The organism is Rhodanobacter koreensis, from assembly GCF_054782855.1.
Genome location: NZ_BAAGRR010000003.1, coordinates 14136 through 36228 on the forward strand (window position 1 = coordinate 14136; position 22093 = coordinate 36228).

The following is a 22093-nucleotide window of genomic DNA, read 5'->3' on the forward strand; positions in this document are numbered from 1 at the left end:
CCTACATGAAACTTCGCCACGCGCTGGTGTTCCTGCTTGCCTTCACCACGACCTGTGCCATGGCCCAGTCGGCGGCCGATCTCGGTGCCGGCAACGGCAGCCGCAAGGCGGCCACCTGGCCACTCAAGCCCACCGCCACCGAGGCGCAGGCCGCGCAGCTGTCGGCGCGCTTCCTGACCCGCTTCCATTACGACGCGCAGCCGCTCGACGATGCGATGTCGGCGCGGATCTACAAGGCCTACTTCAAGCTGCTCGATGGCGAGAAGGTGTTCTTCACCCAGGCCGACATGGCCAAGTTCGCGCCGCTGAAGACTCAGCTCGATGATGCGATCTGGAACCAGGACCTGTCTGCCCCGTTCTCGATCTTCAACGCGTACGTGCAGCGCGCGGTCGACCGCATGAACTATGCGCGCGGCCTGCTCAAGCAGGGCTTCGATTTCTCCGCCAACGAAAGTTACACGTTCGATCGCAAGAATGCCGATTGGCCGAAGGACCAGGCTGCGCTGGACGACCTGTGGCGCAAGCGCACGATGAACGACTGGCTGCGCCTGAAGCTCGCCGGCAAGGACGATGCCGAGATCCGCAAGACGCTGGACAAGCGCTACGCCGGCTACATCGAGCGGGTGAAGCAGCTCGACAACGAAGATGCGTTCCAGACCTTCATGACCGCCTATGCCGAGACCACCGATCCGCACACCGATTACCTCGGGCCACGCGCGGCGGAGAATTTCGACATCGCGATGAAGCTGTCGCTGGAAGGCATCGGCGCGGTGCTGCAGGCACGCGATGATTACACCCAGATCCGCGAGCTGGTGCCGGCCGGTCCGGCCGGCAAGTCCGGCAAGATCCACGTCGGCGACCTCGTCGTCGGCGTCGGCCAGGGCGACAACGGCCCGATCACCGACGTGATCGGCTGGCGCCTGGACGATGTGGTCAACCGCATTCGCGGCAAGAAGGACACCACCGTGCGGCTGGAAATCATTCCGGCCGATGCCGGCGTGGACGGCAAGCACGAGATCATCAGCCTGGTGCGCCAGAAGGTCAGCATCGAGGAACAGGCGGCGAAGAAGAAGATCATCGACATCAAGGACGGCGATGTCAGCCGCAAGATCGGCGTGATCGAGCTGCCCACGTTCTATTCCGACTTTGGCGCACGCAGCGAGGGCGACAAGGACTTCAAGAGCGCCACCCGCGATGTCGCCAAACTGCTCGGCGAGTTGAAGGCAGCCGGCGTGCAGGGTGTGATCGTGGATCTGCGCAACAACGGCGGTGGCTCGCTGGCCGAAGCCATTTCGATGACCGGGCTGTTCATCGACAAGGGACCGGTGGTGCAGGTGCGCGACTCCAAGGGGCACGTCGAGGTGCAGGGCGACGACGATCCGGGCATGGCGTGGAGCGGCCCGCTGGCGGTGCTGGTCAACCGCGGCTCGGCCTCGGCCTCGGAAATCTTTGCCGCGGCAATCCAGGACTACCATCGCGGCCTGATCATCGGTGAGCCCACCTTCGGCAAGGGCACCGTGCAGAACCTGGTCGATCTCGACCGCTTTACCAGTGGCGACAGCGAGAAGCCGCAGTTCGGCGAGCTGAAGATGACCATCCAGGAATTCTTCCGCATCAATGGCGGTTCCACCCAGCTGAAGGGCGTGACGCCGGATATCGAGTTCCCGCAGAACGGCGACGACAAGGATTTCGGCGAGTCGACTTATGACAATGCCTTGAAGTGGACGCAGATCGCACCGGCCGACTACCAGCCGGTGGCCAGCCTCAATGCCTATCTGCCGCAGTTGCAGACGATGCATGACGATCGCACGGCGAAGTCGCCGGCATGGAAGCTGATGCTGGACGAGCTGTCGCAATACAAGATCATGCGCAACAAGACCTCGGTCTCGCTGAATTTCGCCACGCGCGAGGCAGAGCGCAAGCAGCAGGACGCGATGCAGAGCGAGTTCCGCAACCGGCACAAGGCCATCGACGGTACCGATGCGGCATTGAGCGACGAGGACAGTGCGCTGGACGACGGCCTCGATGCGAACGAGCGAAGCCTGAAGAGCGAGCTCAAGCAGGAAAAGGATGCGAAGAAGGCGAAGGACGTGGAGCTCAACGAGACCGCACACATCCTGTTCGACGCGGTCGGCCTGATCAAGGCCGATCCGAGACTGGCTGCCCAGGTGCTGCCGTATGGCGGCAAGTACTCGGACGTTGCGGCGACGAAGCCCGCAACACCTGCGGTGGCCCCGGTGGTGCCGACAGCCACGCATTGAATGGTGTCGGCAGATAAAAAGGCAGCGCACCCGCGCTGCTTTTTTTATGCACTGCAGCCTTATGTGGTGTAGCCGAGGCGTTCGATCATGGGGCGCAGTATGGGCAGCACGGGTTCGAAACGGTCCCGATAGGCATGCCAGCGATTGACCGCCGCGGAGTTGATGCCGCGGGTGACCTGGGCATAGCTGGGCGTGCTGATGAAGCCCTTGCCGCGCGCGTGCTCGGCGAAGCGTGCCATCGGCGAGGCATCCGCGATTCCGAGAAACTGCCCCAGCCGTGCGACGTGGTCGTCGAAGTGGCTGACCACGGATTCGTAACGCCACTCCAGCACGTGTGGCGTAAGCACTTCGACTTGCCGGTACCACTGCTCGAAGGCCTGCACATAGCCGTGCGCCAGGCGCGACAGTGATGAACACAGCACCATGAAGGCCGGTGAGCGGAACGGCTGCATGTAGCAGCTGAGCAACACGTCGCAGGGATGACGCAGGCACAGGATGATGCGCGCCTCGGGAAACAGCCGCCTGATCATCGGCAGGCACAGCATGTTGAGTGGATTCTTGTCCACCAGTCGGCGCTGGCCCCGATCCGGCAGCACATGATCGACCCGGCGGAAATAGACGGCGCGCAACTGATCGGCTTCCGTCTGGGTCAGGCTGGCCAGATCCTCGGGATAGCGCTGGCCGACCAGTTCCATGCCCTCGATCAGCTCATGCACAAAGGCGCGCTCGTCCATCGAGCGGAAATCCGGATGGGCATCGAGCATCTGTTCCAGCAAGGTGGTACCGGAACGCGGAAAGCCGACCACGAATACCGGACTTTGACGCGCGGAAGGCGAGGACAACGGACCCCAGGAAGCGTAGTCAACGCGGCTGACGACGCGGCTGGCCATCTGCAGCGGCTGGCTGTCAGCTGCAAGCAGCTCCGGCAGCACATCCCGCGCAATATCCAGTTGTGCTGCATGCGCGACTTGCAGAGCCTGCCATGCCTCGTTGTGTTGGCCTTGCTTGTCACATGCTGCGGCGCGGCCAAAGGCGGCACCGGCGCGGCTCTGCTCATCGATGGCGAGCGCGAGTACACGCTGGTACAGCGCGGCGGCGCCTGCATGGTCGGCCGCGCGCATGGCCAGTGCGGCATGAATGCTCCAGCCTTCGGCGCGTGCGTATTGTGCCTCGGGCGGCAGCAGGTCGAGCGTACTCAGTGGCAGCTTGCGCAACTCCTCCTGCGCAAGTTCGAGCCGATTGCTTCTTTCGTGCAAGGCGGTTCGCTGCGTGGCAAGACGCAGCCGCATGATGTCGGCCGCAGGCCCAGCAGGCAGTTCCGCGCGTGCCAGCGTGCGCAGTGCGGCATCCGGATCGCCCTGGACGGCCAGCATCGCGGCCAGGAGCAGGGCCTGCTCGGCGGGTTGCGGTGGCCAGTCGATGGCGCCGGCCAGCATCGCTTCCTGGCTGCTGTTGTCGCCGCATACATGGCAGGCATGTGCCGCCTGCAACCGAGCCTCGATGAAGTGCGGTGATAGGTCCACGGCATCCATCAAGGTCTCCCGGGCCGGCAGCCAGCGTCGCTGCTGGATGTAGAGCAGTCCCAGGTTGTAGAGCACCTCGGCATCACCCGGCGCCAGCGATCGTGCGGTCAGGAATGCCTGTTCGGAGGCTGCGGTGTCGCCTGACTGCTGGCAGGCAAGCGCAAGATTGTTCCAGTACGCGGAGACCTCCGGCCGCATCTGCGCCAGTCGACGGAACGCTGCCACAGCCTGTTCGTGGCGATGGGACGCCTGCTGCGCCAGGCCAAGCCAGAACAGGATGCTTTCATCCGCGTCCTCTTCTTGCGCCTGCGCCGCGAGCGCGACGACATGCTCCATCTCGCCGGCGTGGTAGGCGGTGGCCATGGCGTTGGCGAGATCGCTGGGTGGGGTGGGCATGCTTCTCTATCGATCGTCTGCTCGGCTCCATTATGCAAGAGGGCCGCGAGACTATCTCGCGGCCCTCTTGCAGCGTGACGCTATGCAGTGTGTGGTCAGGTGTCAGAGCTTGAACGTGGCACGCAGCCAGTAATAGCGTCCCATCGTGTCGTAGGTGGCAGTGTCCACGTTGTAGTTCAGGCCGTTCTGGTAGACCAGCGGTGGAGCCTTGTTGCTGAGGTTGTCCACGCCGAAGTCGAGCCGGGTATGCCACGACGGGATCGCATAACCGAGCTGGATCGAGTGATAGATCACCGAACCCATCGGCGCATTTGCCCCGGTGACAACGTCAGCGTTGAGGTTGGTCAGATGGTTGATGTAGCGTGACTGCCACTGGGCGCTCCAGTTGCCCTTCTCCCAGTTGAACGTGAGCGTGCCGCGCCAGCGCGCGATGTTGCCGAACTGCTGGGTGTAGGTGCCGGCGTAATCGATCGTCTTTGCGCCGGGTTGGCCCGGGGCGGCATCGTTCTTGTAGGTAGAGGTATAGGTGGTGGAGAGGCCGGCCTTGAAGTTGCCGGGGTCGACGCTGCCCAGGTCGAAGTGCGGGATCTTGTAGTTCAGGGTGAAATCGATGCCACTGGTACTCAGGTTGCCCAGGTTGACCACCGGCGTATCGATCACCCGCACTTGGCCCGGCTGCTTGGTGGTGTTGTCCAGGCGGTTGATGAACGAGCAGTACGGGCTGTTGTTGTTGGCGAAGCAGGAGTCGACCACGGTCGCCGCGGCGATCGGCGTCAGCAGGTCGCTCAGGTAGATGTGCCAGAAGTCGACGCTGGTGGATACGCCCTCTGCCCAGCTTGGGTTGTAGACAAAGCCGAGATCGATCGACTTGCCCTGCTCCGGTTTCAGCGACTCGCCGACCGTGCTGGCACCCGAGTAGTAGGTGTTGACCTGCGCGGGCGAGTTGCCTGGCCAGTTGACCGGGACGTACTGGCAGGCGGCGGTGTGCTGCGCGAGCTCGGCCGCCGAGAGATGCGCGCAGGGGTCGTTCAGGGTCGGCTGGACCAGGGTCACGCCATCGTGGAGTTCATCCAAGTTGGGCGCACGGAATACCTGGGAGATCGTGCCGCGGACCAGCAGGTCGGCGATTGGCCGCCATTCGACGGCGATCTTCTTGTTGGTGGTGGTGCCGGAGGTGCTGTAGTCGGAAGCGCGGATGCCCAGGTCGACGTTCAACGAATACGCCCACGGCTGCTGCGAGAGCAACGGGATCAGCGTTTCGGCATAAAGCTCCTTGACATTGTCGCTGCCGCGGCCTGGCGAGCCGCAGGCTTCCTGCAGTACCTCGCAGCGGCCGGTGGTGAGGTTGAGAACGGCGTCGGGGGTAACCGTGTAGTTCATCGACTGCTGGCGATACAGGGCGCCGGCGGCCAACTGCACGGAGCCTGCCGGCAGGTCCCACAATTCACCGTTGGCGTCGAACTGGGCCTGCTTCGTTGCATTCGTGTACACGTATTCCGGGGTATCCACACCGGCCCTCAATGCGGCGCTCTGGTTGGCCTGATCGAAGATGTTCACGCCGTTGTTGATCGCGTTCTGGAAGTCGGCGACGTTGACCTCGTTGTAGTCGCGTTGCACGCGATTGGAATAGCCGTAGTCGAACGAGGCATCCCAGCTCCAGCTGCTCTGGCCGAACGCGCCGCGCAGGCCGGTGTTCACCTGCACGTTCTTGGTGTCATAGGTGTGCAGGCGGGTGCCGAGGCCGGTCAGGCGGGTGTTGAAAGCGTAGCCACCGTCCGGATCGGTCGGATTGGCGGGATCGGTGCCGAAGGTGACGCCGAACGGGTTGATCGGATTGTTCTTGGACACATACCAACCGTCGTTGGTGAGCCCGGCCGCCGTCGGCGCAGGTGCATCCTGGCCGCTCGACTGGGTGTGGTTGAAGAACGCGTTGGCGAAGAAGGTCAGGTTGTCGGTCAGCTTGTAGTTGCCGAGCACGAAGCCGTCGATACGTTGCTGCTGGGTCTGGATGTAGTTGTAGGCGTTGTAGTTGTAGGCATCCGGGGCGCCGCGGTCGCAGCGGTAGTCATTCACGCTCGAGCCGTTGCCCGATGCCAACGTGATATACGGGGTTGGGCAGGTGCCTGCCGCGTTGGCGGCGATCGACGCGGGCGTCTGGATCTTGCCGGTCGGGATGGTGCTGGAACCGGCCGGCTGGGCCACGCCGCTGGACAGGTACAACTGGTGCGCGGAGTACTTGCGCTGGGTGGCGAGCACGGCATCGTACTTGTTGTAGTCGAGGCCGCCGACGATATTGTAGCGATCGCCGCTGGCGCCGGCGGTCAGGCTGATGCCGTGCCGCTGGCCGTCGCCGTGGCTGGAGATGCCGTCGTTGATGCTGGCTTCGGCGCCCTGGTAGTCCTTGCGCAGAATGAAGTTGACCACGCCGCCGATCGCGTCGGAGCCGTAAACCGTCGAGGCGCCTTCGGCCAGCACGTCGACCCGCTCGATCATGTTCTGCGGGATCATGTTCACATCGGCATTCGCCATGCGCTGGCCGTCGATCAGCACCAGGGTGCGGTCGACGCCCAAGCCGCGCAACGAGATGCGCGATGCACCGTCGCCGCCTTCCAGCAAGGGGCTGGCGACGCCGCCGCCGTTACTGTTGTTCTGTGGGTTCGTGGCGGCGCCCGAGACGCTGGGCAGCGCCTGCAGCACGTTGCCAAGGACCGGGCTGCCATTGTTGGCGATCGCGGCGCGGTCCACCATCACTACCGGACTGGACGTTTCGGCGTCGACACGCCGGATCAGCGAGCCGGTGACGACAACCGATTGCAAGGTCTTTGCCTTCTTCGTCGTCGCAGGTGCCGGGTTGGCCTGACCGGTGGTCGTGGTATCGCTTGTTGTCGAGTCCTGTGCCTGGACCATACCCGCTGCCGCGAAAATGCCTACGGTCAAAGCCAGTCGCACGGCCAGTGACAAGTGATTCAAGTTGTATTTCATGCGTTATCCCCGGTTGAAGTAGAAAGTCCCCTGTACTTCCCGTGCTGCAGCCTCGGTGCTCGGTCTGCGGACGGGTGAGCGCCTTGTGGTCGGGCTAGGTGACTGCGGGCGGGTTCTGTATCTGCGGGCCGGACGCACCCAGCGACATGCTGGCTGGAGGTGCCGTGGGCCGTGCCAGCGGAGGCTGGCCATGAAGCAGTACACGGTGCATGAAGTTCTCTCCCCGATCTTGATGGACGGTCCGGGATTCATGGCGGCGGCGCTTCTAGTGACACATCCCTAATGAGCGCTTCGAGCGGCCCCCTCCCAAGGGCATGCTTGTCGCCATGATCCGGTTCGTGTGACGTACGGCGGGTGTGTTCTGCCGATGGCAGGCTGGTCGCGGAATCCTGCGGCGTAGCCGGCACAAGCGACGGAAAATACGGGCCGGCTTTCAGGATCACACGGAAGCGCATAAAAAAATAGCACCATGGCAACAGTTTTTTGATGTTCGGGGGTAGCCTGGTGGCCCTTCGGGTTCAGGAATCCGGCCGCGACGGCACGCATCAGCCGTGGCCGTATAGATGCCCGCAAGGGCATGGAATGGAGCTGTCCCGCCGACCGCGCGACGCCAGACGTCTCATGCACAATGAGCTTCGATCAAGGATGGACAGGCGCCTGCATCACGCGTAAACACGGTCTGCCTGCCATTCCCGCACGAGAGGATTCGCATGGACATGTTGCCGAATGTCGCACTTGCGGGTGGTCTGGCCTGGGCCAGCGGCATCCGCCTGTACGCCACGATCTTCGTGGCCGGCATGCTGGGCCGACTCGGCTACGTGCATCTGCCGGACGGCCTGCTGCCGCTGACCGATACCTGGGTGCTGGCGGTGTCGGGCGTGCTGATGCTGTGCGAGTTCCTAGCCGACAAAGTGCCAGCCTTCGACAGCGTCTGGGATGCGATCCACACCTTCATCCGCATCCCGATCGGGACCCTGCTGGCCTGGGGCGTGTTCAAGGAGTCCGGCGCCGGGGCGCAGCTGGCGGCGGCCCTGCTCGGCGGTGCGCTGGTCGCCGGCACGCATCTGACCAAGGCCGGCACGCGGGCGCTGATCAACACCTCGCCGGAACCTTTCAGCAACTGGGGTGCCAGTGTGGGCGAGGATGTCGGCTGGCTCGGCGGCCTGTATCTGATGTGGCGGCACCCGCTGGCGCTGCTGATCCTGCTCGGTCTGTTCGTGTTGCTGATGTGCTGGATGCTGCCGCGGATCGTGCGCGGACTGCGCACGTTGCGGCAGCGTCTGCAGCGTCTGCGCCTGACGCTGTCCGGCGGCGCTCAGCCGCGATAGCGCTGCTGCAGGAACGCGAACAGCGCGCGCAGGCCCATGGCCTCGCCGCCGCGTGGCCGGCCCGGACGGTCGCTGTCGTTCCAGGCGTAGGTGTCCAGGTGCAGCCACGGCGTGTTGTCCGGCACGAAGCGTTCCAGGTACAACGCCGCGGTGATCGCACCGGCATGACGCGAGGGGCCGGCATTGGCGAAGTCGGCCAGGTACGAGTCGAGCATCCGGCGGTACGGACGCCACAGCGGCAGCCGCCACAGCGGGTCGTTGACCGCAGCGCCGGCAGTCAGCACACCCGCGGCAATGGCGTCGTCGTTGGCGAACAGCGCCGGCAGGTCCGGCCCCAGCGCGACGCGTGCGGCGCCGGTGAGGGTGGCGAAATCGACGATCAGTTCGGGCTGCTGCTCGGCGCCGTAGGCCAGCGCATCGCACAGCACCAGTCGCCCTTCGGCGTCGGTATTGTCGATCTCGACAGTATGGCCGCCGCGGGTGGTAATGACTTCGCCCGGGCGCAGAGCGTTGCCGGCCACCGCATTCTCCACCGCCGGAATCAGCAGGGTCAGGCGTACCGGCAGCTTCGCCTGCATGACCAGTCCGGCCAGCGCGATCGCGTGAGCGGCGCCGCCCATGTCCTTCTTCATCCAGCGCATGCCGTCGGACGATTTCAGGTCGAGGCCGCCGGTGTCGAAGCACACGCCCTTGCCGATCAGCACCAGTTTCGGATGGCTGGCCTTGCCCCAGTTCAGCTCGATCAGGCGCGGCGCGCGATGGCTGGCGCGGCCGACCGCGTGGATGGTCGGGAAGTCGGCCTTGAGCAACTCGTCGCCGACCCATTCGCGTACCTTGGCCTTGTGCGTCTTGCCCAGCTGCTTGATCGCATGGGCGAGCTGCTGCGGGCCCATGTCCTCGGTCGGCGTGTTGACCAGGTCGCGCACCTGGCTGGTGGCCTGCACCAGCGGCGCCAGCTGCTGCAGCTCGGCGGCGGACACGGCGAGCCGTGCGGATGCGCGCTTCGGCTGGCGATAGCGGGTGAACTGGTAGGCACCCAGCGCCCAGCCCAATGCGGCCTGGGTGGCATCGGTCAGCACGCCTTCGGCGGCGAGATGGTAGTTCGCCTCGGGCAGGCTGCCTGGCAGCGCGGCCAGTGCACCGAGCGCATCGTGCACATCGACGCCGACCAGCACGCGTTCCAGCTTGCCGCCGGCATCGGCGAGCAGGGCAAACGTGCCCGGCGCTGCCGCGAAGCCGCAATCGCTCAGCCAGCGTCGTTGCGCCGCGCTCAGCCGGCGGCGGCTGGCCGCGTAGTGCGCCGCGTCGGTGGTCTCGATGGCGATGCTGTGACGGTTGCCGGGCTGGCGTTCGATCAGGGCGGACATGCGGAATCCTTCGGGCTTGCAGTGCGTGTGTCGCGCGACGGCGTGACAGTCAATCGCCAATCATGCGCGTTTTGCCCGGCGCTGCCTACGGTGGGTGCTGCGCTTCGAGCCAGTCGGCGAGCGCGCTCATGTCAGGCAGATCCAGCTCGGGCGCCGCCCCCAGTTCGGCCGGCCAGGTTTCGCCACCACGATTGATCCATGCGGTGCGCAGACCGGCATCGCGTGCACCGGCCACATCCATTACCGGGTCGTCGCCGACGTGCAGGATCTGCGCCGGTGCCACGCCGAGCCGTTCGGCGGCGGCCAGGAAGATCCGCGGGTCGGGTTTGGCCACGCCGCTGTCGCGCGCGCAGATGTGGTGGGCGAAGTGCGTGTGGATGCCGATGCGCTGCAGGTCGGCATTGCCGTTGGTCAGGCTCGCCAGCGGCCAGCGCGCCGTGATGCGCTCAAGTGCCGGCAGGCTGTCCGGATACAGCTCCACGCTGTTGCGTGCAGCGAAGTAGATTTCCCACAGGGCATCCACCGGCGCGACGGTGATCCCGCAGGCAGCAAAGACATGTTGCAGGGTGAGCTGGCGCTGGGTGGTGAAGTCATGCGCCAGGTCGAGCCGTTCGGCGGCGACCTGGGCGCGCAACTCGCGCATGGCCTTGATCGGCCATGCGCGTGCGACATCGGGGTAGTGCTGCTGCAGCCACGTGTCGACCGCAAGATCGGCGCGTTCCAGAGCCGGCAGCACCGGCCACAGGGTGTCGTCCAGATCCAGCGTCAGCGCGAGTATCTGCACGACGCGGCAGACTCAGCGTTCGCTGACGCGCAGCACCTGGCCGAGTTTGATCTGATCGCCCTTGAGATGATTCCACTCGCGCAACTGAGCCACGGTGACGGTATTGTTCTTCGCGATCAACGACAAGGTATCGCCCTTGACCACCGTATAGGTGCTGCCGCCCGCGGTGTGGGTCTTGCTGGCGACATTCGGCGCACTGGCGATGGACTGGTTGCCCAGGCTGCTTGCGGCAGGCTGCTGAGCAGTAGCCTGCTGCGCAGTGGCAGCGGCGATCGAACTTGCCGTCGTGATGATGCGACCCGGCCGCACACCCAGCTCTGCAAAGATCTGATTGCTGCGAGCGTCCTCCTTCGAGGTCAGCGCGATGCCATCCTGGTACGGCAGCACCGCATGCAGACGCATCGCGGCCTTGGCTGCATCGCTCTGCAGGAAGTCGATGAAGGCCTGGACCTGGGTTGCTTTCGGGCTGCGCGGATTGGTCACCAGGTAGACCGGCGTATACAGCAGATAGCTGCCGTTGCCGACGCTGGTGGCGTTCGGTGCGACGCCGTTGATCGCCACGGCCTTGAGCTTGGGATTGCCGCTGATGTCAGCCATGGTGGCTGCACCCAGGCCGTTCGGGTTGAGTTCGACGCCTTCCTCGAGCTTGTGCGTATTGACGTACAGGCGCGGTGCGGCGACCGGCTGGTTGCCGCGTCCGAACAGCAGGTTGCGCAGGCTGTATTCCACGCCGTCGCCCGGGCTGGCGACGGCGTAGACATCGATCGGCGCATCGTTGCCGCCGACCTCGCTCCAGTTGTGGATCCTGCCGTAGTAGATGTCGTGCACCTGCTTCAGCGTGAGGCTGCGAACCGGGTTGGAGGCGTGGGTGATGATCACCAGCGCATCCCAGGCCACCGGGGTGAACGTGAGGTTGGTGTTTTCCGCGCTGCCGTCGCTGGCGCGCAGGCTGCCGGCGAGATCGGCAGTGCCGGTGGCCACCGCGTCGATGCCCGAGGCCGTGTTGAACGGCTGCAACTCGATAGTGCCTTTGCCGCTCTTCTGCCATGCAAGCGCCACTTCGTCGAGGACGCCGGTGGCCGTGGCGACATCGCCGCGCCAGATCAGGGTAGGACCTTTCGCGGGGGCGCTGGTCTTGGCATGCGTGCGTGCGTGCGTTTTGGCGAGCACAGGTGCAGTGACAAAGCAGGCCCCGATCAGGGCGATGGAAAGCAGGCGGGCAAGACGTACAGACATGGCGGTGGGAAACCCCGGCGTTATTTTGAGTGGATTGAGGGCGCGAGTATGCCGCCTCGCAGGCGTACATACGGTTAAGTGGACAGGGTATTTCATCGACCTGAATACAAAACATCAAGCACTTTCATGCGTTTGCGCCAGGCGTGACGCCAGGTTGTGCCGTGGCGCACGCCTGGCGGGCGATCCATGACGCGGTTTTGCGCTCACGCCTCTTTACAGCACCCTCCGGTTCAGTTGATCAGCACGTAGTGGCTGCCGTCGTCATCGGCCACCACCAGCACCAGCTGGCGCAGGTGGACCTTGGCCAGGCCGCGCAACATGTTCACACCGGTGATGCGCTGGTTGCCCACGCCGATCAGCAGGTCGCCCGCGCTCAGGCCGGCGCGTGCCGCCCGGCTGCCCGGCTGTACGGCACTGATCGCCACGCCATACAGACCTTGTGCCCGCTGATCATCGCTGAGGTCGCTGAAGCGCACGCCGGCCAGGCGCGCATCGAGCTGGCCGCCTTCGACGCTGGCCAGCTTGAGCGGGCTCAGGCTGACGTCGACCTGGCGGCTCCGGCCGTCGCGCAACACACCCAGCTGCACCGTGCTGCCCAGCGGCAGCAGGCCCTCGGCATTGCGCAGTTCCTGCACACTGCGCAGCGGCTTGCCGTTGAGCGTGGTCAGCACATCGCCCGGTTGCAGTCCGGCATGCTCGGCAGCCGAGCCGGCGCTGACGCCGGTCACCACCACGCCGTTGCTGTCCTTCAGCTTGAGCAACTGGGCAATGCGCGGCGTGATCACCTGCGTCTGCAGTCCCAGGCTGCCGCGCTGCACCTTGCCGTGCGCCACCAGTTGCGCCATCACCTCGCTGGTGATGGCCGTGGGAATCGCGAAGCCGATACCGACGTTGCCGCCCGAGGGCGACAGGATCATCGTGTTGATGCCGACCAGTTCACCGCGCAGGTTCACCAGCGCGCCGCCGGAATTGCCCGGATTGATCGAGGCGTCGGTCTGGATGAAGTTCTGGTAGCCGGTGCTGTCCGAATCGGAGCTGCCCAGCCCCGATCGGCCCAGCGCGGAGACGATGCCGGAGGTCACCGTCTGGCCGAGCCCGAACGGATCGCCCACCGCCACCACGTAATCGCCCACGCGCAGCTTGGTCGAGTCGGCCAGCGGCAGCGCCTGCAGGTTCTGTGCGGGGATCTGCACCACCGCCACATCCGTCGCCGGATCGGTACCGATCAGTTTGGCCTTGAACGTACGGCCGTCCTGCAGGGTCACCGTGATGTCGTCGGCGCCGCCGACCACATGGTTGTTGGTCAGCACGTAACCCCTGGCCGCGTCCACGATCACGCCCGAACCCAGGCTCTGTTCGGTACGTTCCTGCGGTGTGTCGGGCAGGCCGAAGAACTGGCGGAACACCGGGTCGTTGAAATACGGATTGCTCACCGCCACCCGCGTCTTCGTCGAAATGTTCACCACCGCCGGCGTCACGTGTTCCAGCATCGGAGCCAGTGACGGCATCGGCTGGCCATCGACGGCTGCCGGCAGGGCGGCGGCGGGGCTGGTGCCCGGCACCAGGCTGATGACGATCGCGGCCAGCAGGCCGCTCAGCCAGTGCCGAAGGCGGGAAAGACGTGACGACATGGAGTCCTCCTTGGGTAGAGCGATGGATAGGGCGGTGCACGCTGCGCTGATTCGACCCGATGGCGGCGCGGCGGTTCCATTCATCCGGCAGCGGGGAATCGTCACCACTTTCCGACCGGCGTTGTCGCGTCAGGCACTTTACATCCGGCGGCAGCAGGGTTAACTTTCCTATCCGATCGCAATCACAACATCTTGTGGTTGGGTGCTGGCTCTTTAACAAGAGCTGGTGCTGACCAGCGCACTCTTGAGGGGGAGTCGTTGTCGTCGGAAAGTAGCTGGCGCATGGGCCGGAGGGCAATCTTCCGTGGCTTGTCGACAGTCACACACGCGGCGTGAACGGCGCCGTCGTATCAAATAAATAAAAGCAACGGGCGCCGCAAGGCCGCACCGGGAGGTCAGGAAGCCGATGAGCACAGTGCGTGCGCCAGCCACAAATTCAGCCCCAGGCTCAAACCAGAATTCAGCCCAGAACCCCAGCATGAGTCGTGATGCCGCCGTGGACATTCCGCTGCAACCCGCGTCCTATGACATCTGGGACAAGAAGTACCGCCTGAAGGCGAAGTCCGGCGAGCCGGTCGATGGCAGCATCGACGAGACCTACCAGCGCGTGGCGCGTGCGTTGTCCGATGTGGAAGCCAGCGACGAACTGCGCGGCCACTGGTACGAGCGTTTCCTGTGGGCGCTGCGCCGCGGTGCGATTCCCGCCGGCCGCATCACCTCCAACGCCGGTGCGCTGGCGCACAAGCCGGCCACCTCCACGATCAACTGCACCGTGTCCGGCACCATCCGCGACTCGATGGACGACATCCTGGAGAAGGTGCACGAGGCCGGCCTCACCCTGAAGGCCGGCTGCGGCATCGGCTACGAGTTCTCCACGCTGCGTCCGCGCGGTGCGTACGTGTCGGGCGCCGGCGCGTACACCAGCGGCCCGCTGTCGTTCATGGATATCTACGACAAGATGTGCTTCACCGTGTCGTCCGCCGGCGGTCGCCGCGGCGCGCAGATGGGCACGTTCGACATCAGCCATCCCGATGCCCGCGAGTTCATCCGCGCCAAGCGCGAGGACGGCCGCCTGCGCCAGTTCAACCTGTCGCTGCTGATCACCGACGGCTTCATGGAAGCCGTCGAGCACGACCAGGACTGGCCGCTGGTATACCCGGTGCACGTCAAGGAAAAAGACGAAATCGACCTCGCCGATGCGTCGAAGGTGGTCTGGCGCGAATGGCCGACCCACGAGAACTACGTCGACCGCGAGGACGGCCTGGTCGCCTGCAAGATCTACGGCACCATCCGTGCGCGGCACCTGTGGGACATGATCATGGTCTCGACGTACGACTACGCCGAGCCCGGTTTCATCCTGATCGACAAGGTCAACGAGATGAACAACAACTGGTGGTGCGAGCACATCCGCGCCACCAATCCCTGCGGCGAGCAGCCGCTGCCGCCGTACGGTTCCTGCCTGCTCGGCTCGATCAACCTCACCACCTTCGTGCGCGATCCGTTCGGTCCCAAGGCCCGCTTCGACTGGGACGAATACCGTGAGGTGGTCAAGGTGTTCACCCGCATGCTCGACAACGTGGTGGAGATCAATGGCCTGCCGCTGGAACAACAGCGCAACGAGATCACCAGCAAGCGCCGCCACGGCATGGGCTTCCTCGGCCTCGGTTCCACCCTGACCATGCTCAAGATGCGCTACGGCAGCGCCGACGCGGTGACCTTCACCGAAGACGTCTCGCGCGAGATGGCCGTGGCCGGCTGGGAAATGGCGCTGGATCTGGCCAAGGAAAAGGGCGCCGCACCGATCCTGCTGCGCGACTTCACCGTCACCGGCGACATGCTGCGCAAGCGCCCGGAAATGGTCACCGACGGCTACAAGGTCGGCGACAGCATTCCCGGCCGCGTGCTGCACGCCAGGTACAGCCGCTACATGCAGCGCATCGCCACGGTGGCGCCGAACCTGGTCGCCGAGCTGGCCGAGACCGGCGCGCGCTTCACCCACCACAGCTCGATCGCGCCGACCGGCACGATCTCGCTGTCGCTGGCCAACAACGCCAGCAACGGCATCGAGCCCAGCTTCGCGCACAGCTACTCGCGCAACGTGATCCGCGAGGGCAAGAAGTCCAAGGAGAAGGTCGAGGTGCTCAGCTACGAGCTGCTCGCCTACCGCGCCCTGATCAATGCCGACGCCAAGGCGTTCACCGACGAGGCCGCCAACAAGCTGCCGGACTACTTCGTGGCCGCCGACGACATCAGCCCGAAGCAGCATGTCGACATCCAGGCCGCGTCGCAGTTGTGGATCGATTCATCGATCTCCAAGACCGCGAACGTGCCCACCGACTACCCCTACGAAGACTTCAAGGACATCTACTTCTACGCCTACAAACAGGGCCTGAAGGGATGCACCACGTTCCGCTTCAACCCCGCCGCATTCCAGGGTGTGCTGGTCAAGGAATCCGATCTTGAAAGCACCCTCTACCGCTTCGAGCTGGAGGACGGTAGTGTTGTCGAACTGAAAGGCAATGAGCAGGTGGAATACGACGGCGAAATGCACTCCGCCGCCAACCTCTTCGATGCCTTGAAGGAAGGGTATTACGGCAAGTTCTAGGAACGCGTACATTCCCGAACGGGTCACCGTACATTCCAGGAACGCGCACGCCCGCAGGGTCTCGGCAAGTTCTGACATTCATCGGAGGGGAACACCAGCATGTCCATCGATAACGAAATTGAAGTGAGCAGCACCGCACCGGTTGTCACCGAAGCACCTGCCGTCGCCCTGCCGGTTCTGCCGGAAGTGGTGCCGGTCGTCGCTGCCGCGCCTGCACCGGCGAAGAAAAAGCCGGCGGCCAAGAAGAAGGCTGCACCGAAGAAGGCTGCAGCAAAGAAAGCCGCGCCGAAGAAAGCCGCCGCGAAGAAGGCTGCGCCGAAGAAGGCCGCTGCAAAGAAAACCGCCAAGAAGGCCGCCAAGTAAGTCGCGAAGAAGGCTGCCAAGAAAGCTCCGGCCAAGAAGGCTGCTGCCAANGAAAGTCGCAAAGAAAGCCGTAAAGAAAGCCGTAAAGAAGGCAGCCAAGAAGGTTGCCAAGAAGGTTGCCAAGAAAGCCTCCGCCGCCAAGAAGGCGGTGAAGAAGGTGGCCAGGAAAGTCGCCAAGGGCGCCAAGAAAAAGGTCGCCAAGGTCGCAAAGAAGGTCAGCAGCAAAAAGACGGCCAACACCAAGAAGGGTGTAAAAAAGGCCGCACCCAAGAAGGCGGCAGCTAAGAAGTCCGCCAGCACCAAAAAAGGTGCAAGCACCAAGAAGGGTGCAAGCAAGAAAGCCGTCGCCAAGACGGCAAAGAGGTCCACTGCCAGCAAGAAGGCGAGCGTCAAGTCGGCAAAGAAACCCGCCGCCAAGAAAGCCGCCGGTAAAAAGAAGTAAGCCACACCGCATCCGGCCCGGCCTTGCGCCGGGCCGGATGTTTTTCTTCGCGCCAACTGGCGCGTGACGCGCAACAAGATGTCGGCCGCTCCTCGCCGCCGCGCATCCATCGACAGAAGAAGCGAACACCATGGCAATCAAGATCGAAAAGAAGATCACGGGCTACAACGTGGTCAAACCCGAAGACAAGGTTGCCGCCCCCCCGGTCACTGCCAGCGCGCCGAAAGAGCCGCCGATGGCCGAAGTGATCCAGATGCATGAGAGCGTGGAGCGTCCCGAGACGCTGATCGGCTCCACCTTCAAGGTCAAGTCGCCGCTGTTCGAGCACGCGCTGTACGTCACCATCAACGACATCGTGCTCAACGCCGGCACCCCGCACGAGCAGCGCCGCCCCTTCGAGATCTTCATCAACTCGAAGAACATGGACCACTTCCAGTGGATCGTGGCACTCACCCGCATCCTCTCCGCCGTGTTCCGCAAGGGCGGCGACGTCACCTTCATCGTGGAAGAGCTCAAGGCCGTGTTCGACCCGCGCGGCGGCTACTTCAAGTCAGGCGGCGTCTACATGCCCAGCATCGTCGCCGAGATCGGTGCGGTGATCGAACAACACATGAAGAACATCGGGCTGATCCACGATCCGGAGATGGATGCCGCCACGCGTCAGCTGATCGCCGACAAGCGCGCTGCCTACGAGGCGGCCGGGGCAAAAAAAAACACTGAGGTAAGCGCGGCTGCCGGTACCAAGGGCGAGATCAACGACTCCGGCTTCCCGCCTGGCGCCACACTGTGTGCGAAGTGCAATACGCAGGCGCTGGTGCTGATGGATGGGTGTCAGACGTGCTTGAATTGTGGGTATTCGAAGTGCGGTTGAGTGCTTGCGTGGATTGGCTTTTAAAGAAAATGTGGGAGAGGGGAATAAATGAAAATTCAGCACGAGAAGACGAAATCTCGGCCGTGAAATGATGAAAAGAATATAAGCACGCACATCCTTCAATGCCAGCCTGCTTGGATCTCTCACTTCGCTTCTGAGCACCTCATCACCGCGTACCCGGTCCGTGCGCTGAGTATTGACTCGTTGCGCCCTAGTTGCGTTTAAGTATTTCGAGTGCTAGGTTCCGGCACAGATCGGTGGGGCGTAATTCTGTGCTCAGTCTAGATGCTACTTCCCGGTATGCACGTCGCAGTTATTGCGGCAGATCGCTCCGGCATTGTCGGCGATTAAGGCGTGCGGTCGCGTGACGATCGAATCTATCTCTCTCTAGCCGATTCGGTTCGGATCGGCGAACTTCCCGCCCCTTATTCAAGCTCGCATCCGGTCGCGGAACCGTTACTCGACTGTGAAATCGATTGGCCTCCAAGCGGACAACTTCGGGCACGGCGCATCGTATCGAGATCGCGATCGATCGCTACCGGCAAAAGCCAAAGCTTGACGCTGGGCCGGCCGACTCACTGGGAGTCAGAGGTTGAGCGCGATGGGCAAAAGCTGGTCGATGCTTGCCGTGCAGTTCGCACGTACGGCGAACAGCCCTTTACGATTCATTACCGGCTCTCGTCAGGTTGGTATCGGCACGTTCCAGATCTTCTGGTCGACGGAAGTTTGTCGCAACCGTGGATCGTCGAGTTCAAGAGGGATGACGATCCCGAGCTGGAAGCTGCGTACCACCGAGCGGAGCTTCTCGCACCTGTATTGAAACAAGCGGGCTATGAGTACCTCGTGGTGCTCGGTAGTACCCTGCGCCAACACAGCTACCTAAAGAACACCAAGTGGCTGTTGCGACATGGTCGGCATCCGTGTTCGTTGGTTGAACTGGAGCGCGTGCGCCGCTTGTACGGCCGTTCCCATTCGTTGCGCCTGAGTCAATTGACGCAAGCATTCGGGAGCATCTGCGAAGCCTGGCGTCTGACCGCACGCCTGATATTGGATGGCCATCTCCACGTAGACATGCGCGTGCCCGTCGATGAGCAGGCGGTGATCACCTGGTTGCAGGAACCTTATGCTGAGGGAGAGATCTCATGGCTGCGAGCTGCATTCGGCGTAACCAAGTAGTCGATTGGAAGGGCTTGGCCTTTCGACTGATCGATCATTTGCCCAGCGGGGATTGGGAGCTGCGTGGACTGTCGGATGGGAGCGTGGAATTGCTTTCCCACGACGAACTGCTGGCCCAATATCGTATTGGTCAGATTCGCCTACGTGTCGCAGACAAAGATGCAGGGCAACTGCATCAGGCGCTCAGGCGATCGGTCGAGGCGCCTTTGAAGCTTACAGGCCGCGCCAAGAAGGTGGACCGGCTCGTCGCGGCCGACGAACTCACCGTTCGAAAGCGCCTATTGCAAGAAGCCAGGCAGAAAGCTGAGCTTTCCAAGCTGGCCGCACAGTACCCACTGGGCTCGGCTATCCAAGAAATCGCCATGCGCGAACACTGGGAACGCATCTTCAAGCGGCCGGCGCCGGAGAAGTTGCCTTCGATCGCGACGCTCTGGCGCTGGCAAAGGCAACTTGAGGCGGCGGGTTTCGACACGCGCGAGTTGATCCCCAAACACCACCTTAAGGGCCGGAGAAAGGTGGATATCCCGAAGACTGTTGCCGAAATCATCCAGGAGGCCACCGAAGAGATATATCTCACGCAGAACCGTAAGCCGATGCGTGATGTTGAAGCGGAAGTCATTGATCGCATTCGCGCGGAAAACAGCGTTCGTGAAGCGGAAGATAAGCTCGTAGCACCACCCTTCGAGCGCATCAAGGAGTACATCCAAGGATTGCCGGAGTTTGACAAGTTCTCCGCGCGCCACGGATTGAAGGCCGCTCTTCGGAAGTTTCGCGCCGTACTCAAGAACGTGTTCGCAGAACGAGCATTGGAGCGGGTTGAGCTGGATGCCACCAAGCTGGATTTTATTGCGATTGACGATGATGGGTTGCCGCTGGGGCGTCCGTGGCTCCATGTCTGCATCGACGTGAGAACACGCTGCATTTTGGGCTATTACATCTCGTATGAGCCGCCTAGCTTGGCGTCTCTGTTCGAATGCCTCAAGCATGCGGTGCTTCCTAAGGACGCAGTGCAACTTAAGGCATGGGGCGTCAAGCATGATTACCCCTGCCATGGCGTGTGTGAAACGCTCGTTTTTGACAACGCATTCGAGAATCACAGCGATGCGCTGGATGCGTTGATGGATACTTGGGGTGGCGACATCCAGTGGTGTCCGCGCCGTGCCCCTTGGTACAAGGCGCGGATCGAGCGCTTCATTCGCACCTTCAGCGAACAGGTGTGTCAAATCCTACCTGGCACGACCTTCTCGAACATCTTGGAGCGGGGCGATTATGACTCTGTGGCCAATGCAGTAATCCGCTGGCGAGATCTGGAGCGGATCGTGGCGATCTGGATCGTGGACGTGTACCACCAGAAGAGCCATCGCACGCTGCAATGTTCGCCGGCGCATGCTTGGCGTACGTTAGTGCGAAACGACCAGCTACTTTTGCCGTGTGACGCAAAGCAGATTGAGCAGGTGTGTCGGACGCCGGAGATTCGCCGTTTGACTCACAAGGGAATAGAACGCTTTGGGCTGTACTGGAATTCCGAGGAATTGACGTCACTGCGCCATGAACTGGGTTCAGAACTGGATGTTCGGGTTTTCTTTAACCGGATGAACTTGGGAGGCATCGGCGTCGAGCACCCGAGAACGCGGGATATCATCGAGGTGAAAGCGATTGCCTTCGAATATTCTCAAAATTTGACCCTGTATCAGCACGAGGTTACGCGCGCCTACATGCGCCGAAGCCAGCCCGGTCGTGTGGAGTCCATCGAAGCCTGGATGGACGGCCAGCGCAGCATTCTAGAGATAATCAACGAAGCCCGGGGCCTCCCTCACTTCTGCCTGCCTGCGGCGGCGGCCCGTTTCGTGGTGGGCAATGGCCAGCGTGAACTACCAGCCTTGCCATCGCCGAGCGGCGGTGAGTCCTGCGCCGCCGAGCCGGCGCAGACGACTGTAACCCCCGAAGATGCAGATACGAATGAGTCCGCTCTGCCGTCAGTGACTTTTGTTCGCACTGCCCGACAGCGCTTTTAGGAGGTCCCGTGAAGAAGTCTGCGACATCTGAAGATCAATTGCGTAATACACCAGGGTGGCTCCCACCCTTCGTCGAACTACTGTTTCCCAAGACGGAGGACGCGCACGAGCCGCTCATTGATGACCTGCTGATCCGGCATCGCAATTACGACCTCATTATGGAGGCGCTCGAAGATTTGGACGACATCGACCGCGCGGTATTAGGCGAGCACGGCCTGTTGATGACAGGGGAATCTAGACTTGGAAAGACGCGATTGCTGGCGGAGTACATCGCAGTGCGGATGCCCTATCGGACGCCCAATGGCTTAGTCATTCCCGTTCTCTACATCGAGGTGCCAGAAAGCCCGACCATCAAGATCATGGCGGTGACTTTGTTACGTGAATTTGGGGAAACTCCTGGCGGTCGAGACAACGCCGAGGATTTGTTGCAGCGTATTGTTGTATTGGCCCGCAACACCGGCGTGCGTGTGATCTGCCTGGATGATCTCCATCATTTCGTCGATCAGCACGGGCTGATTGTCCAGTACGAACTCACTGAATGGCTCAAGCGCTTGGTCATCCAGATGCGCGTCGCGGTGGTCATCTGTGGTCTGGATCGGACTCAGAGCGCCATTCGTCTCAATGAACAGCTCTATGGTCGCATGGATGCCAAGCTTCGATTGCGACGATTCGACTGGCGTCGCAACGCAGATCGCAAACAGTTCACAGAGATCATCGAAGGGGTGCATGCCAGCCTCGGCAATGAGTTCCGGCTACCCACATGTGACGCGAATTGGATATTCAGTTGGTATATGGCCTGCGCGGGAAGGCTGGGATTCGTGATCAAGATTGCCCGAAGAGCGATCAAGCTGGCTCGCAAGCGGAAGACCTGTGTGATGGACAAGTCGCTCTTTCATGCAGCGTGGCTTAAGAGCGTCTTTGATGCGGCATCGGTTCCGGAGATCCAGCGACCGTTCGGGCCTAGGTTCTCGGTGGAGTGGAATGACAAGATCATCCAGGAGGTGCTGCAAACCGGCGTTGAGATGCCCGTAGAATCTCCGGATCGTAATCGGATCCGCCGCAATTCAGCGCGGGCGCGCAAGGTCGCGGTGCGTGCGGCCATGGAGGCCTAGT

At 62.8% G+C, this 22093-nt stretch carries 15 protein-coding genes; 9 read left to right on the forward strand and 6 right to left on the reverse strand.

Features of this window, described 5'->3' with window-relative positions:
• Positions 1-5 precede the first annotated feature (5 nt).
• On the forward strand, positions 6-2261 hold the full coding sequence (locus tag ACYVKM_RS11930; protein ID WP_460877840.1) for a carboxy terminal-processing peptidase: 2256 nt from the start codon (positions 6-8) through the stop codon (positions 2259-2261).
• A 59-nt stretch (positions 2262-2320) separates the two neighbouring features.
• Here ACYVKM_RS11930 and ACYVKM_RS11935 read toward each other — a convergent pair whose 3' ends face one another.
• Positions 2321-4180 (reverse strand): tetratricopeptide repeat-containing sulfotransferase family protein, encoded by a 1860-nt coding sequence (locus tag ACYVKM_RS11935; RefSeq protein ID WP_460877841.1) that lies wholly within the window; start codon positions 4178-4180, stop codon positions 2321-2323.
• A gap of 102 nt (positions 4181-4282) precedes the next feature.
• Complete coding sequence (locus ACYVKM_RS11940) at positions 4283-7162, reverse strand: TonB-dependent receptor plug domain-containing protein (RefSeq protein WP_460877842.1); 2880 nt, start codon at positions 7160-7162, stop codon at positions 4283-4285.
• Between the two features lie 716 nt (positions 7163-7878).
• On the opposite strand from ACYVKM_RS11940, the gene ACYVKM_RS11945 reads away from it, so the two are divergent.
• Entirely contained in the window at positions 7879-8490 is a 612-nt protein-coding gene (locus ACYVKM_RS11945) for a DUF4126 domain-containing protein (RefSeq protein ID WP_460877843.1), read from the forward strand.
• Here the strand turns inward: ACYVKM_RS11945 and ACYVKM_RS11950 are convergent.
• From ACYVKM_RS11950 to ACYVKM_RS11965, 4 genes are all read right to left on the reverse strand, one after another.
• Positions 8478-9857, reverse strand: coding sequence for a leucyl aminopeptidase family protein (locus ACYVKM_RS11950; protein ID WP_460877844.1), 1380 nt, complete (start codon positions 9855-9857; stop codon positions 8478-8480). The two genes, ACYVKM_RS11945 and ACYVKM_RS11950, sit on opposite strands and share 13 nt — an antisense overlap.
• Before the next feature lie 85 nt (positions 9858-9942).
• Positions 9943-10641 (reverse strand): HAD family hydrolase, encoded by a 699-nt coding sequence (locus ACYVKM_RS11955; protein WP_460877845.1) that lies wholly within the window; start codon positions 10639-10641, stop codon positions 9943-9945.
• Between the two features lie 12 nt (positions 10642-10653).
• On the reverse strand, positions 10654-11877 hold the full coding sequence (locus ACYVKM_RS11960; protein ID WP_460877846.1) for a LysM peptidoglycan-binding domain-containing protein: 1224 nt from the start codon (positions 11875-11877) through the stop codon (positions 10654-10656).
• A gap of 230 nt (positions 11878-12107) precedes the next feature.
• Positions 12108-13508 carry a Do family serine endopeptidase gene (locus ACYVKM_RS11965; RefSeq protein ID WP_460877847.1) on the reverse strand — a complete coding sequence of 467 codons (1401 nt, stop codon included), beginning with the start codon at positions 13506-13508 and terminating at the stop codon, positions 12108-12110.
• Positions 13509-13986: 478 nt separating this feature from the next.
• Between ACYVKM_RS11965 and ACYVKM_RS11970 the strand changes: the two genes are divergently transcribed.
• The 7 genes from ACYVKM_RS11970 (at position 13987) to ACYVKM_RS12000 (ending at position 22092) form a co-directional block, all read left to right on the forward strand.
• Complete coding sequence (locus tag ACYVKM_RS11970) at positions 13987-16113, forward strand: adenosylcobalamin-dependent ribonucleoside-diphosphate reductase (RefSeq protein ID WP_460877848.1); 2127 nt, start codon at positions 13987-13989, stop codon at positions 16111-16113.
• A 99-nt stretch (positions 16114-16212) separates the two neighbouring features.
• Entirely contained in the window at positions 16213-16476 is a 264-nt protein-coding gene (locus tag ACYVKM_RS11975) for a hypothetical protein (RefSeq protein WP_460877849.1), read from the forward strand.
• Between the two features lie 148 nt (positions 16477-16624).
• Entirely contained in the window at positions 16625-16918 is a 294-nt protein-coding gene (locus tag ACYVKM_RS11980; protein WP_460877850.1) for a hypothetical protein, read from the forward strand.
• A 130-nt stretch (positions 16919-17048) separates the two neighbouring features.
• Complete coding sequence (locus ACYVKM_RS11985; RefSeq protein WP_460877851.1) at positions 17049-17789, forward strand: TSCPD domain-containing protein; 741 nt, start codon at positions 17049-17051, stop codon at positions 17787-17789.
• Positions 17790-18143: 354 nt separating this feature from the next.
• Positions 18144-18965 (forward strand): hypothetical protein, encoded by an 822-nt coding sequence (locus ACYVKM_RS11990; protein ID WP_460877852.1) that lies wholly within the window; start codon positions 18144-18146, stop codon positions 18963-18965.
• An 83-nt stretch (positions 18966-19048) separates the two neighbouring features.
• Positions 19049-20980: an IS21 family transposase gene (locus ACYVKM_RS11995; protein WP_460877853.1), complete on the forward strand. Its 1932-nt coding sequence runs from the start codon at positions 19049-19051 to the stop codon at positions 20978-20980.
• 8 nt (positions 20981-20988) lie between these two features.
• A complete protein-coding gene (locus ACYVKM_RS12000; protein WP_460877854.1) occupies positions 20989-22092 on the forward strand; it encodes a TniB family NTP-binding protein in 1104 nt (367 codons plus the stop codon).
• Position 22093: the final 1 nt, after the last annotated feature.